This is a genomic window from Mariniblastus fucicola, from assembly GCF_008087665.1.
In the GTDB taxonomy this organism is placed as follows: Bacteria; Planctomycetota; Planctomycetia; order Pirellulales; family Pirellulaceae; genus Mariniblastus; species Mariniblastus fucicola.
Map to the genome: position 1 here is coordinate 2,147,595 of NZ_CP042912.1, position 16,691 is coordinate 2,164,285.

The following is a 16,691-nucleotide window of genomic DNA, read 5'->3' on the forward strand; positions in this document are numbered from 1 at the left end:
CTGAGGGAAGGGTGGGATGGGTGCCTCAAGTATCGCAACTTCGCTTCAATTTTCCAAGACGACTGGAAACCGCCCGGTCTCTGTGCGACCATCGCCGCAACGCAAACAGGTTGAGGTAAAATGAAGACACTTATTCAAGGCGCAAATGTCGTCACGCCGGACGGTACGATTGAAGCAGACGTTTTGATCGAAGGCCAACTGATCAAAGCGATTGGCAAAGATCTCGGAGACGCCGAAACGACCATCGACGCCAGCGGAAAGCATTTGATTCCAGGCGTAATCGATGACCAAGTGCACTTTCGGGAGCCCGGTCTGACCGAAAAAGAAGATCTCGCGCACGCGACGCGGGCTTGTGCCAAAGGCGGCGTGACCAGCTTTCTCGAAATGCCGAACACCGTTCCGAACACGATCACGGTTGAAGCGCTCGAACAAAAGCTCGACCTTGCGTCCGAGAAGTGCATCGTCAACTACGGATTCTACATCGGTGCCACGCCAGACAATGTCGACGAGCTCAACAAAGCGACGCGAACGCCCGGCATCAAGATTTTCATCGGTTCGAGCACTGGCAATTTGTTGGTCGATGAACAGGCGGCGCTAGAAAAGATTTTTGCTGAAACGAGCCTGCCGATTTGTGCTCATTGCGAAGACGAAACAACCGTTCGGGCTAACGCTGCGAAATATGCCAGCTCAACCGACGTTGCGGATCACTCGAAAGTCCGCGATCACGAAGCGGCTTTGATCGCGACGCGCCGCGCGATCGATTTGGCTCATCGACACAACCACCGGTTCCATGTGCTGCATGTCTCTACGGGAGCAGAAGTTGACTTGATCGCTGAAGCTGGCGATTTGATCACGGCGGAAGCATGTCCGCACCATCTGTTCTTCAATATCGACGACTACGCTCGGCTGGGTTCGCTCATCAAGATGAACCCTTCGATCAAAACCGCGGCGGACAACGAGCGACTTTGGCAAGGGCTGCTCGATGGGACGATCGGCGTGGTCGCGACGGATCATGCGCCTCACACGATGGCGGAAAAGCAATTACCGTATCCGAAATGTCCTTCCGGTTTGCCAGCGGTTGAGAACTATCTTGCGCTGATGCTGAACGAAGTGAACCGCGGTCGGTGTTCGTTGCAGCAGGTTGTTTCATGGATGTGCGAAGCTCCGGCGAAAGTCTGGGATATCAAGAACAAAGGCCGTATCGAAGTTGGCCGTGACGCCGATTTGACGTTGGTGGACATGGGGCTTGATCGCACCATTTCCAACGGTCAGCAACAGACGAAATGCGGTTGGAGTCCCTGGGACGGCGAAACGCTCAAAGGCTGGGCGGTGCGGACTTTCGTGATGGGGCAGGAGGTCTATCGATTGGAAAATGGCGTGGAAACATTTTCCAATTCGCCAACGGGCCACGAGATTCAGTACGATCACCCCGCAAGTTGACGCGGCATTTCGCGGAGCGTCCGAGTTGCTACAATGAGAAACGTCACTCGTTTCAGGAACCTGCTATGAAATCAATGTCGTTCGTTTCAGTCTTCGTTCTTCTGCTCTGCAGTTTTTTGGTTGCGGATCTGTCTGCACAAAAGCTCCCGCATTCCTGCGCCCGACCGGATCAGGTTGCCATCAAACATTTGCATCTGGACCTGAAGGTTGACTTTGAAGAAAAGAAGCTGACTGGTTCGGCGAAACTGGACCTCGATCGAAAAAGCGATGCGAACGAGTTGCGGTTGGATACCAACGGGCTGTCGATCACGAAAGTCACTTCTGGTGACAACGAACTCAAGTGGGAACTTGGTGAACACATGTCGACGTTGGGGCAGGCGTTGACGATCACGCTTCCCGAATCTGGCGACGAAGTCACGATTGAATATTCGAGCAGTCCTGGCGCCGAAGCAGTTCAATGGCTCTCGCCAGAACAGACGACCGACAAAAAGTACCCGTTTCTGTTCACGCAGTCCCAGGCGATTCTTGCGCGAACTTGGGTTCCCTGTCAGGATACCCCAGCGGTGCGAATGACGTATTCGGCGAAGATTACCGTGCCGTCTGAATTGATGGCCGTGATGAGTGCCTCGAATCCGCAGGAGAAAAACGATACGGGCGTTTACGAATTTGAGATGAAGCAGCCGATCCCGTCCTACCTGCTGGCCCTCGCGGTTGGCGATCTCAAATTTCAGTCGCTGGGTCCTCGCAGCGGCGTGTATTCCGAGCCATCCGTTCTGAAGCGAGCGGTGTATGAGCTTCACGATACCGAAAAGATGATCGCTGCGGCGGAAGAGCTTTACGGTCCCTACCGCTGGGATCGCTACGACGTCATCTTTCTGCCGTCGAGTTTTCCGTTTGGCGGCATGGAGAATCCGCGACTGACTTTCGCAACGCCGACGATTCTCGCAGGAGACCGTTCACTGGTTGCTCTGATCGCGCACGAGTTGGCTCATTCGTGGTCCGGAAACCTGGTCACCAATGCAACGTGGGATGACTTTTGGTTGAATGAAGGATTCACGGTTTACTTCGAACAACGGATCATGGAATCCATTTACGGTCGGAAGTATTCCGAGATGTTGGCGCGGCTTTCGCTCGACGGACTCAAGGAAGAAATCGCCGAACTCAAGGCTCGCGACCAATGGCTCAAGCTCGACCTCACGGGACGCAACCCTGACGATGGCATGACAGCGATCGCCTACGACAAAGGTTATTTCTTCCTGCGAAAATGCGAAGAAACCGTCGGGCGTGAAAATTGGGACGCGTTTCTTAAAGGTTACTTCGACAAGTTTGCTTTCAAGAGCATGACGACCGAGTCGTTCATCGACTACGTCGAAGCCAACCTCGAAGGCGCGGACAAACTGAACTACAAAGCATGGATCTACGCCGGCGGGCTGCCTGCCGATTGCCCGGTTGTTACGACTGAAGAGTTGGCCAAAGTTGGGACGGCTTGCGAAGCATTTGTGGACGGCAAATCTGCGGCTGATATTGCAAAAGAGTTTGGCACGGCGGATTGGACGACTCATCACTGGAACCATTTTCTGCGTGAGCTTCCGAAACTTTCGACGGATCAAATGAAAGCTTTGGACGCCCAGTTCGAGTTCACCAAATCCGGTAATTCCGAGATTACGCATGACTGGTTGATGCACGTCATTGCGTCCGAGTATCAGCCTGGAATGGAAAAGCTGGAGGCGTTTTTGACAGGGCAGGGCAGACGCAAATTTCTGCAACCGCTGTACACGAAACTGGTCGAAACAGAGCGTGGCAAGGAGATTGCCAAGCGGATTTACGCGAAAGCACGGTCCGGATATCACGCCGTTTCCAGTCAAACGATTGATGGAATCGTGGGCGTGCCTCAGTAGTTTGCGTGCCTCAGTAGTTTGCGCATGCTGAAGACTTGAAGACTTGGCGCAGGGCGAGTTCCGGAGCGCAATGCGACCTCTGAGCAACCTCTGCGCCCGAAATGCCGACGCGGGAAGTCTGCGAAGAATTGGCCGTTTGCCGCCCCGAATGTTAATTTGGCGCAATAATTGGCGTATTAAGGGTGATTCCTTTTACCCCTTCGTTTAACCCTCTTCAGCCCAACTATCTGGCATAACCCAACGTTTCTCGCCAGCCCGAAAACGTTTTCTTAATATCAAACCCACGGTGAGGCTAACCCAGGGGTATCTTTCGACGGTTCCATGCGCCTTAAGTGCGCGCCACCGGGACCGACCGCTCCAGTAGCGCACGCCCACTCAGATTCCGCAGCGAAAGCTTCTCCCACCAAAATGGAATTGTTCTCAAAAGTGTCACAGCACCTCACCGACTGGTTCGGCGCCAATGCGCCGTCGGTGAGCGAAGACAGTGCGCAAGAGGTTCAGCTCCAATCGCTCGAAGACCGAGTGCTCTACAGTGCGGCTCCTGTTCCGGTCGAACTGTTCGTCGAAGTTCCGAACGTTGACGCTCAGTTGGAACACGTCGAACAGCAACTCGATTTTCTGACCGAGTCCGTTGAGCAGCTACAACACGAAGCCGACGAATCAGCCTATCGCTTCGATGCAGATCTTCCGCTGCTTGACGCCGTCGAACTGACGTCAGAGCCACAGCAGTTGGAACTGGTCGTGATCGACAGCGCTGTCGAAGGATTCCAATCGCTCTACAACGACGTACTCGAGAACTACGGTTCCGATCGAATTCAAATCCACCTGATTGATTCCAGCGTTGACGGCATCGCAGAGGTTGGAAGAATCCTTTCAGATGCCGCACAACGCAGCGACAGCTACTCCGCCATTCACATCGTCTCTCACGGCGACGCCGGCGAAATTCAGCTCGGCAACATCTCGCTCAACGCCAGCACACTTTCCGATCACGCCAGCAACCTAGCGTTGTGGAACGACAGCCTCGACAGCGACGCCGACATCCTGATCTACGGTTGCAACCTCGCAGCAGACTCAGAAAGTGTATCGCTCGTCGACTCGATCAGTCTGCTCACCGGTGCTTCCGTTGCGGCCAGCGACGACCTGACTGGCCATGAAGAACTCGGTGGTGACTGGGATCTCGAGTACACCGCCGGGTTGGTCGAAAGCGACATCGTCTTTTCCGCATCATTGATTGATTCCTGGAACCACTCGCTGCAAACAACGCTTGGCGATGAATCGGGCACATCTCACAAATCAGTTGCAGCAGACTGGAATGGAGACCAAACGGTCGCCTTTTCCAACGACGACAGCGGAAACTGGAACGTCTTCGTTTCCCGCTATGCCAACGGCACGAACGTCCCGCTGAAGCTGTTCGACAACTCTGACTTTGAATCCTTTCAAATCAACAACAGTACCGGGCCGGCTGGAGGCGACCATCAACATGCCGTGGTCGGATCGGCCGCCAACGGAAACTTCGTCGTCGCCTGGCAGTGGACTGGGACTTCCGGAAGCAGCCGAATTTATGCAAAGTTGTTTGACGCCCAAGGCAATGTTATCCGAGACCAGTTCCGTGTCGACGACTCGGACTCCAACGGGCTCAACGTCACTGTATCGATGAACCAGCAGGGCGAGTTTGCCGTTGGTTGGCAGCAGGAAGACGACGAAGACACCGAGGCTTATGTCGCGACCTACAATGCCTCCGGCGGGCTGATGGATGGTCCTGAGAAAGTTGACAGCGAAAGCGAAGGCACAGGCGATCTGGTCATCTCGATGAACGACGCCGGTCAGGTTGCAGCAGCCTATGATGATCCGTCTGACGATAAAGTCGTGGCGTGGGTCGTCGAGAATGGATCAAAATCCAGTAAGTTCACCTTCGATGAATCTGAACTTTCATCGATGAGCGATTTCGCGATCGACATCAACAATCAGGGAATCGTCGGGATTGCGTTCACTGCCGATTCGGGAGATTCCGGAAGCGAATACCGTGACGTGTATTCAATCTTGCTCGAGTTCGATTCCAATTCGTGGACCAACCTCTCTCCTACGACAACCATCGCCACGGCCGGCGGACCCGTCGACGTTGACGGAGTCTTCAGTCATGCCGCTTCAGATGTTGGCGTTGAATTTCATCCCTCGATCGCAGTCGAAAACAGTCTGACGCCAGGAGCGTTGACCGAAACGGCATATTATGTGACCTGGCAAGGGAACGGCTCATGGCAAAGCAACCTTGACAACGGAGACGTCGAAGACGGTTCAGGCAACCCGATCACAGACGCGTCATCATTTCCGTCCGGTTCAGTCGAAGCCGACAACGGCGTGTTCATCTCAGAGACGACCTACTTCAGCGATGGATCTTTCGTTCAGTCAGACGAAGCATCGTTGCAAAACGTCATCGATGATTTTGATACTCAGGCCAAGTTCACTTCCGTGACAACGTATCGCGATCGAAGTCGCATGGCTGTCGGATTTGAGACCGCTGCTGGTGAAATCGCGTTCGCCTCTGAGCCTCCTAGCGATCCTCCCGTCGCGATCAACTCTTCGAAAGGCGGCCTCGAGAATTTCGGCGCCACGTTTGAGCCCGCGGACTTTGGCTACAGCGACGCCGAAAACGACCCAATTCAGATGATCCGCATCGAAACGCTTCCCGCGACCGGGCAGCTGACCCTTTACGGAAATCCGATCACGCAAGCCAACATCGACGCTACCAGCGACGGGATCGAAATTGAGCAGAACAATATCTATTCACTGCGATACAACGGAGAGGCCAACGTTCGCGGATATGATGTTGCCAATTTCCAGTTCAGCGTCAGCGATGGTACTTCCTGGTCCGACGCTCCGGCCACCATGTCGTTGAACCTGAGTGCGGAAGACCGGCTTTGGGTTTCGACCGTTGGCGATAGTTCGGGCACGACCAGTATCCCCGGCGATGGGGCCGGTTCGCTTCAATTTGGCGGTCCGGAAGTCACTTTTGGCGACGATACGTCAGGATTCTGGTCGCAGCAGTTTGCGCCTCCCGGAGTGGAAATCGACGCCATTCACTACGTCGACGAAGTCATCGTGATCGGAACCGGCGCGACGACTCAGCTAAACCCTGGCGATATTTTGTTCTCGGCCAAATCGATTGGCTCGATCCCGACCGGAGGCGTGGTTACGACGTTGCCATCAAGCACTGCTTCGCCGATCGAAGTCCAGCAAGGCGATATCATTCGCTTTCGCCCAACCTCGGCCGACTATTCGACGGGCGAATATGAAATTGTTGCCAGCATTGAGCAAATGTATGTAACATCGCCCGCAGATTACGAGCTGAGTGCTTTCGCGTTGGTCGAACGCGATTCTGTGATTGGTGACCATCTGGTTTCCGCCGGAAGTTTTCTATTCTCGGACTCCGAGAACCCCAACGATATCCTGTTGCTGGAAATCGATGAAGTCGGCTCGACCTCGACGGGAACCGTGTCGGTGCTGATCGAAGGCGTCGACGTCGGAATCGACAACCAGATTTCCGGGCTGGATTACATCGAAGCAACCACCACCGCTGGCGGCGAAGTTCTCAAATCAGGCTCACTTCTGGTTTCCGTTGATGCTGCCGAGACGGTAGGAAGCAACGACGAACTTTCTGTTGAAGCTCAGGACATTTTCACGTTAGACGTCAGCTCGACGACCGGAGCAACTTCGGCTGCTGCGACCGCGACGATGTTTCTCGATTCGAGCGACGTTGGTGGTGATCCGTCCGATCCAAACGCTGCGATCGACGCGCTGAGTTTGCTGGGGTCGCCGGACGCCAATGTCGGACTGGTTCCCGAACCGGAAACGATTTCTTTGACGGAAAGTGAAGTTTGGCGTTTCAAACCATCCGATTTCGTTTCTGAAGCAACTGCCGCGAACCTCTCCTCGATCGTGATTGTGGCATTGCCTAATCCCGCCAATGGCGAACTGTTACTTCGAGGCCAACCAGTGTCTGTCGGAGACGCGATTGCAGCCGAAGAGCTTGAGTATCTGGTCTACCGACCGGAAATTGATACCGTTGTCAATGGCGACCTGTTCGACTACCGGGCGGCCAGCGAGAGCGAAGTCCTCGGGACCCAACAAATCACGATTTTCGTCTATTCTGAAGCCGATGACGTACTCAGCGGCGGTGGTACCACGTTTGAAACGGATCTGGACAACGATGTCGTTGTGAATGCTTCGACCGCTGGTGATCAGAGCGAACAGAGCGTTGCGTCGCTCTCCGGTGGTGGATATGCGGTCGCCTGGCAATCCGTTACCGGAACCGGCGAAGTCATTCTGATTCAACGATTCAATGCCGATCATTCCAAAATCGGCGGCGAGATTGCGTTTTCCGACAGCGGCACGGATTCCAAATCAACGCCATCAATCACCGGTTTGTCAGACGGAGGATTTGTCGTTGTCGCGACGCAATCCAACGGAAGCAATCAGGACGTGTGGGCCGCCCGATACAACTCGCTCGGCACACGCGTCGACCTGGAAACCGGGCTGATTTCGTCATCCAGCGTTATCATTGCCGGTGGGACCGGCGACCAGCTTGCCAGCGATGTTACGGCACTTCAAAACGATGGGTTTGTCATTACGTACACGGACGATGTGTCTGGCAAAGCTGAAGTCTATGCGACCGTAAACCACGGTGATTTCTCGAACAACACGCGTCTCTCGGGCTCAACTGCCGGCGTCAACTACCTGGACGCCACCGTGGCTCCGATGAATCAGGGTGGATTTGTTGCCGCATGGACAGCCGATTCATTTTTCGGAACCACAATCGAAGTTCGCGTCTTCGACGTCAACGGCGTCTTAATCGGTGACACCACAACGCTAAGCAGCGGTGGAGATTCAAATACGCCTGTATCGTTGGAAGTGCTGGACAACAATCAGATCGTTGCCGTTTGGGGCGAAGCAACTCCGGGCCATGCATTCGGTGAGAACCGCGTTGTCGGTACGATGCTCAATTCGGACGGCACGCCGGCGCTCGGCAATGACGTGACGATTGTGCAGAACGACACTGTGAACTTTTCACCCAGCGTGGTTCGTACGGATGACGGCGGTTTCCTCGTTGCGTTTGCCGATGACGAGATCGAGGGATCCGGAAGCAAAATCGCGGCTCGTCGATACGATTCAGACTTCCATGCGATGGCAGACGTGGAGCAGCTCAGTGGTGACGCTGTCGGGATCCAGTCGGCGCCTGACCTTGCCCTGCTGCCAAACCAGGGAGGCATCGTTGGGAGTTGGACGACGGACAACGGCGGATCTGAGACCGACGTCGAAACCAATAGCTTGTTGCTGGCCGCGGTGGGCGTTGAGGGCGAACGTATTCCTTTGAATATCGTCGCCGATTCACTGGCTGGCAGCACAGAAGTTGTCACCAATATTGTGGTTTCCGGGTTGCCGGCTGGCTCAAGACTGTTCGCGACCAGCGATTCATCCGGGACGGAAGTTGAGGTCTTCGGGCCAAATTTTAACCTCAACAGTATGGATTTGAGTACGGTCGAACTGTTGCTGCCTGGTGGAGTAACGGAAGCCGAATACGAACTCCAGTTCACTGCTGATGACAACGGCGTTTCTGAAAACTACTCTCAATCGCTTGCGGTTCGCACAGTTCCTCCGTCCAACAAAATTATATCCGGACACGTCTACAACGACGAAAACGCGGATGGCGATATCGTCGCTGGAGACAGCGGGTTTTCCAACGTGAGTCTGCGTTTGTACGTCGATATTGCTGGAATTCGGACGCTGGTCGATACAACTACCACTGACGGCAACGGATATTATGAGTTCACGTCTCTGTCGCCAGGGACCTACTTCGTTGTTGTCGATTCAACGACCATTGGAGCAGACGTTATCTCGGATGCTGCGCTAGTTGACGGAGCATGGGCAGAGCAAACTTACGGCGGCGATGGCTCAATCCTGGGCGGGCTCAGTTCGGCCGTTCAAAGCGCTGGAGCAATGTTTGGCGGTCGGCGGGCTGGAGTTTCCGATAACGCAACGTTGCTGGTTGGAGCTGAGCATGTAAACCGACAGGAGATTTCATCTGCGGACATTGAATCGAGCAATGTCGACTTTGGTTTTAGCTTCAATGTCGTCACGAACGTTGAAGACCAGTTCGATGCTGGAAATCCTGCCGATCGAACCGTACAGGGATCGCTGCGACAATTCCTTACCAACGCAAATGCAGTCGACGGTGCCAATGAGATGCGGTTCGTGCCTGTCGTGGCGGCGAACCAGTCGACTGATCTTGATGGCGATGCGGGAACTGAGGAAAGCTGGTGGCAGATCGACGTCGTCGACGAACTGCCGGTGATCACAAGTTCGGACACAACCGTCGACGGGCAAGCCTGGCAAGTTCAGGGCGGAATGCTTGTTGAGTACGATTTGAATGCCTTCAGCGTTCAGAACAGTTACTCGGGAACCGTCGGGACGGAGGGAACGACATTCCTGCAGACCGACGCTCCCGAGTTGGAGCTGTTGGGAGCTTCCGGGATCCGCTTCGGAATCGCCGTAATTGCCAATTCGACGTTTGACACCATCAGCAACATCGAGATCAACAACCTTTCGATTCACGGATTCGGCAGCGCGACCACAGAAGGATCGATTGTTGTCTACGGCGATCACACCGGTGGACCGGTGTCGCTAACCGACGTCAGAATTCAGAACAATGTCCTGGGAACGGCTCCCAATGACATGTCATCGGTGCCTGTCCGCGCAGAAAATTTCCGTGGTGCGTTTATCTCAGGCGCACACGATGGACTGATCTCCAACAACATTATTGTCGGCAACACTGCAGGCGGAGTTCGTTTTGGTAGCGAAGATTCGGCAAGCGATTGGACAATTGTTGACAACGAGATCGCGAACAACGCGGAGTTTGTTCCGGCCTCCGACGGAATTGATGCGACCAACGCGACGGGGTTGATCATCCTGCGAAATGCCATCTATGGCAATTATGGAATGGGGATCGACGACTACTCAACAACCGCAACGAGCGGCAGTTGGACGGTCGAGCACAATTCATTATTCGACAACGGAGTCGGGGGAGGTTCGGAAGGCAGCGGCATTCGGCTGACCAGCAACGATTCCGTTGTCCGCTACAACTCGATCTACGGAAATCTAAACGATGGCGTTTCGGTTACCGGGCATTTCGACACAGACGCGCAAGTCATCGTGCCTGCGCAAAGAGTTCTGATTTCGCAGAACAGCTTTGAAGCCAATGGACAACGTGCTGTCGACTTGATGATCGACGCCTTTGGCGGAATCCAGGCAGCGACCTGGGATGCGGATGGCGACGGCGAAATTGACTCGAGCGAAGCGACTGGAACTCTCGCACTTGAGTTCACCGAAATCGCAGCGAGAATTACTGACGACGGAGTCATTACGCCAGATGAAGCTGCGGACTATTTTTCGTCGGTTCTCGACATCGCGGGAGGCGAGAATCTGAATGATGGTGTCGCGAACAGCAATATCTCCAACAACGGATTGGATCAGGCGAACGTCACGTCGGCCGAGTTCGTTCTGGGGAACCTGAACCTGACCCTCAACATTGCGAACCCGAATACGGATCGTGTCGAAATTTACACGACACTTCCGGGCGATACGGACCCAGAAAGTGAACCTTATCGCTACTTCAAAACGATTCCGATTTCGGCGATGACCGATCAGGGAGGCGGCACCTACACGGTTTCGATTCCGGCTTCGGACTATCCGGCCGACATCGTATCGTCGACACCCGTTGTCGCCCTCGCTTTTGATGCTGCAAACAACACGGCCGAGTTTGGTGCTGCGGCAACTCCGGTGATGATCAACCTTGCACCGGTTGCTTCGGATTCGAACGTCAGCACCGACGAAGAAGTGACGTTCGCATTTCAGCTGGCTGACTTTGACTACTCGGACCCGGAAGCGGACGCAATAACCGAAATCATTGTTACTGCCTTACCGCAATCGTCGGAGGGAACTTTGCTGCTTGGTGGCAGTTCCGTCACACTTAACCAGCGAATTCCTGTTGCTTCTCTCGGAACACTGACGTTCGTCCCGACGGTCGATTTCTTTGGAGCAGCGACTTTCGAATTCGCAGTTTCTGACGGAACAAGCGACAGCAATTCGGCCACAATGACGATCGACGTCGCAAACGTTAGCGACGCTCCGACAGGACAAACCCAGACGGTTTCGATTGTTGAAGACGAAGTCGTCACGTTTGACTCAAGCAGTTTTGGATTCGCAGACTCGATCGACAACGACCTCGACTCCTTCGCCGGCGTGCGGATCGTCGCATTCAGCGGCGGCACCATGACGCTCAACTCCGTTTCGGTATCGCCGGGGCAATTGATCACAGCGGCGCAACTGCCCGACCTCCAATTTCAGCCACTTTCCAATACTTACGGGACGGGAATTGCATCGATTGATTTTGCCGTTGTCGATTCGGCCGCCACAAACAACGAAGACACCACAACCAGAACGATCACCTACGATGTGACGGCACTGCCTGATGCTCCAACAGGTACAGATTCCACCGTTTCTATCAACGAAGACAGCGTTCTTAATTTTACTGAAACAACATTCGGGTTTTCTGACGCTACGGACAACGATGCTGACAGTTTCGCCGGCGTCCGAATCGTCTCGTTTACCGGAAGTGGAACGTTGGAGACTTCTTCAGGAAGCGTTGCAGCGGGAGACGTGATCAGCGACTCCGATCTGGCAACGCTGGTCTACACGCCTCCGCTGAATCAATCAGGCGACGGGTTGGCCACGATTGAATTTCGAGTCATCGACAGCGGTGGTTCAAACAACGAAGACACGACTCGCGTGCTAACGATCGATGTCCAGCCAGTTAGCGATGCTCCGACGGGAGCCTCCGCGACGGTCACGATTGACGAAGAAGAGATCGTCTCGTTTGACGCGTCCAGTTTCGGGTTCTCTGACGCGGCGGACAACGACGCAGATGCCTTTGCCGGAGTTCGCATCGTCGGATTCAGCGGTAGCGGAACGTTGACTTTGGATTCGGTTGCCGTCGTCAATGGGCAACTGATCGATGCCGCGGATGTCACGCGACTTCGCTTTCAACCAACCAGCGGCGACTCCGGAATCGGAATTTCGACCATCGATTTCCGCGTTGTGGATAGCGCCGGAAGCAACAACGAAGACCTCAGTGTTCGGACTTTGACCTACGACGTCGTTGCGGTCAATGATGCTCCGACGGGGCAAAGCCAAACAATCAACATCAACGAAGACGAAACGTTCCGCTTTGCAGAAAGCACGTTCGGGTTTGCGGATACAGCCGACAACGATGCACACACCTTTGCCGGCGTTCGAATCGTGTCCTTCAGTGGCAGCGGGGCACTGACGATCGATGGAGCCAGCGTTGTGGCCGGCAATGTTATTGATGCCGCCGATGTCGTGAGACTGCAGTATCAACCCGGCGCAAATGAGCACGGAAACGCGTTGGCAACCGTTGATTTCCGAGTCATCGACAGCGGTTCAGACAACAACGAAGACACCGTTGATCGGACTCTGGTATTCGATGTTGCGTCGGTCAGTGACGCTCCAACGGGCGTGTCGCAGACGGTCAGTATCGACGAAGACGAATTGGTAGGCTTCACTTCAGGCAGTTTTGGTTTCTCCGACGCCAACGATCAAAACGCTGACTCGTTCGCCGGCGTACGCATCACGTCCTTCACTGGAAGCGGCCGACTGACAATCGACGGAACAAATGTCGCGGCTGGATCAATCATCGCCGCTGCCGATGTCGCTCGATTGCAATACCAGCCCGGAGCTGACGAATACGGGACGGGATTGTCGACGATCGCTTTCCGAGTCATCGACAGCAACGCACAGAACAACGAAGACACGATCGAGCGGACTCTTACCTATGACGTGACCCCGGTCAGTGACGCTCCGACTGGAGTTTCACGGACCGCGACCATGGCGGAAGACGGTGTGCTGAACTTTGATCAGACGACGTTCGGATTTTCTGACTCAATTGACAACGATACCGACAGCTTCCAGGCAGTTCGCATCGTTGACTTCTCAGGGGCAGGGGCGTTGACATTGGACGGTTCAAACGTCAGCAACAACTCTGTCATTTCCGCAGCAGATCTTTCGCGACTTGAGTATCGTCCACCAGCAAACGCAAGCGGCACACAGTTGGCCACAATTGACTTCCGGGTCATCGACAGCGGTGTCGTCAACAACGAAGACGCGACGCTGAGAACGCTGAGTATCGACGTTTCACCTGTGGGAGATCGTCCGACCGGACAGTCAGCGACCGTTGAGATCGACGAAGACGAAGTGGTAACGTTCACTCCAGCAAGCTTCGGTTTCGCGGATAGCGTCGAGGGCGATAGCTTTCACAGTGTTCGAATCATGATGTTCTCGGGCAGTGGATCGCTCACGCTTGATGGGACCGATGTCAGTCCGGGAACCGTCATTGTTGCTGCTGACCTTGATCGACTGCGGTACCAGCCGGGCGCGAACGAAAACGGAAATTCCCTTTCCACGATCGACTTCCGTGTTATCGATGACGGCATCGGAAACAACAGCGACAACGTCACGCGGACTTTGACCTACAACGTCAACCCCGTCAGTGATGCACCCACCGGGCAATCGCGAACGGTCACCATTGGCGAAGATGAAGTCGTTAACTTTGAAGAGTCAAGCTTTGGGTTTGCGGACGATGACGATCAAGGCAACGACGCCTTTGTCGGCGTGCGGATCATGTCGTTTGCTGGCAGCGGAACCTTGCAGCTGGATGGCGTCGATCTCACACCGTCGCAATACATCAGCAACGCAGAGCTTTCGCTTTTGCAGTATCAACCGGGTGCAAATGAGTCCGGGAATGGATTGTCGTCGATCGATTTCCGCGTCGTCGATAGCGGAACCGGAGCCAACCAGGATACAACCAATCGAACGTTAACCTTCGACGTCACTTCGCTCAACGACTCTCCGGTCGGGCTGTCACAAACGCTCTCGATTCAGGAAGAAGAACTCGTTTCATTCACGGCATCAACGTTCGGATTCTCAGATCCAAACGATGAAGTTCCCAATAGTTTCCGTGGCGTCCGCATCGTGTCATTCGACGGAAGCGGCAGTCTCACGATGGATGGCGTTGACGTTGCCGACGGAACGACGATTTTGGCTGCCGATCTGCCACGGCTTCAGTATTTTCCTGGCGTCGACGTGACTGGGAATGCAGTTTCGACCATCGATTTCCTCGTCATTGACGACGGCGGAACGGGACCTGGCGAATTTAACGTCGATGCGTTTGTCAGAACTTTGACAATCAATGTTGCCAACACAAACGACGCTCCGGTCGGAACGTCGACGACGCTTACGATGCTGGAAGACGACAGCTGGACCTTTGCAGAATCCGATTTCGGGTTCTCAGATCCTGCGGATGGCGGCGCCAACTCTTTTGACTCCGTACGGATCGTTTCATTCTCTGGCAGTGGTGAGCTAACACTCGATGGAGCCAGCGTTGCGGCCAATTCGACGATCGATGTAGCTGATCTTCCGAGGCTAACTTACACGCCCGGTGCCGATCAAAATGGTGCCGGTTTGGCGACGGTTGAATTTCGCGTGATCGATGACGGAGCGACCGGAAGCGGCAACTCGAACGAAGACACCATAACTCGGATGCTTCAATTCGATGTTCAGTCCGTCAATGATCGACCTGCTGGCCAGAACATTTCCGTCACGATGAATGAAGAGAGTCAATACACTTTCAGCGTGGCTGACTTTGCCATGACAGATTCGTCAGATGCTCCGTCGGCGAACGATCTGAAGGCCGTCAGATTTGTTGGCTGGACCGGTGCTGGACGCATGACGCTGGACGGCGCGACGCTTGCGAGCAACGCTATCGTCGACGCCGCCGACATCGATCGACTGATCTATGAATCGTCCAGTGTGAGTAGCGATTCGGTCGGACAGATTCGATTCACCGTCATCGACGACGGCGGAAAAGACAACGGCGGATTGAACGAAAGCTCGGCTTCAAACTCGATTGATATCGATGTCTTGCAAGTCAACAAACCTCCCGTCATTCAAGCGGCTCAGTTCTCGAACCTTGAAAACAGCATTCAAGCACACGTCGTCCCTGTCGTCGACCCGGACGGCGACGCTGTCTCGATTTCGTTAAGGGGGACTAATAATGACAACCATCTGTTCGAGCTCTCGCCGGACGGAACCAGCTTCAGGTTTATTGACGCTCAGGATTTCGAAAATCCAAACTCTATCGATGGCGACAATCGCTATCTCATCGAAGTCACGGCAATCGATGTGCATGGAGCGTCGACGTCACAGACGCTGGTGGTTAACGTTCAGAACGTTTCGGAGGCGATTTTCCTTCAAGACGATCTGATTATTGATACGGGCGACGGACTGGACGGTGTGTCCGTGTTTGACAATGACAACGGCGAAGTCCCGATTCCATCCGGAGCCACTGTTCAGGTTTTGAGCCAGCCAGATTCTGGATTCGTTGAGATTAACCCTGACGGAACGTTCGATTTCACGCCGAACTCGGATGCCCTCGAGGCCGTTAGCGTCGAATTTACCTATCAGGTCGAAAGCGGCGGAGAATTCTCAACCGCGGATGTGACGTTCCTGAAAAACTCGAATGCTCTGCCGCCGCCAATAACGGCTGACAATTCTGACGATTCCGGAGAGTCAACTGGTGAGGGTGAATCAACATCAGATTCTTCCGCGACAAACTCCAGTGGCGAATCAGAAGCATCGGATTCTGGCGAAGTACTGGGTCCAATCGATTCGTCAAATGCACCGAATCTTAACGTCCTTACGGCTGTCCAGCAAAGCGGCGGAGTGGTCAACACTTCAGGAGCTGACACGCTCGACAGCGACATTGCAGAAAGTGAGTTCGAGGTCGATTACGGATTTGGATCAGATGGGTCAGAGTACTCAAGCTACGAATACGGCGGGTTCGTCGACACCGGACTATTGACGACTGAGTTTATCAACCGGGTGGTTGCTTCAGGGCGATCCGGGTTGCAGGAGTTCACCGAACAGTTTGCTTTCGCCGCGATGTTCTGGCAAGAAATGGACTCGGCAAGTCACAACTATGTCGATACCGAGATCGGCGAAATCGAAGCCGTAATCGCCGTCGGTGCACTCGGGTTTACGAGCATCGCTGTCGGGTTGTTTACTCGAGCCGCGTTGCTTGGAATCAGCCTCGGAGCGACCTACGGTCAGCCGTGGTGGATGACATCATTTGACTTCCTCCCAATCATTGATTCGCAAGACCACGAATCAATCGAACAGATTGTTGACCATGAAGGATAACAATCCATGTCCCTACAAAACAGAGATTAA

Annotated in this window: 3 protein-coding genes; all 3 read left to right on the forward strand. The window is 54.3% G+C overall.

The window, feature by feature from the left end; genetic code table 11:
- Window positions 1-120 precede the first annotated feature (120 nt).
- Entirely contained in the window at window positions 121-1,440 is a 1,320-nt protein-coding gene (locus MFFC18_RS07895; RefSeq protein WP_075085475.1) for a dihydroorotase, read from the forward strand.
- A 65-nt stretch (window positions 1,441-1,505) separates the two neighbouring features.
- Window positions 1,506-3,338, forward strand: coding sequence for a M1 family metallopeptidase (locus tag MFFC18_RS07900; RefSeq protein WP_075085476.1), 1,833 nt, complete (start codon window positions 1,506-1,508; stop codon window positions 3,336-3,338).
- 408 nt (window positions 3,339-3,746) lie between these two features.
- Window positions 3,747-16,661, forward strand: coding sequence for a DUF4347 domain-containing protein (locus tag MFFC18_RS07905; RefSeq protein WP_075085477.1), 12,915 nt, complete (start codon window positions 3,747-3,749; stop codon window positions 16,659-16,661).
- Window positions 16,662-16,691: the final 30 nt, after the last annotated feature.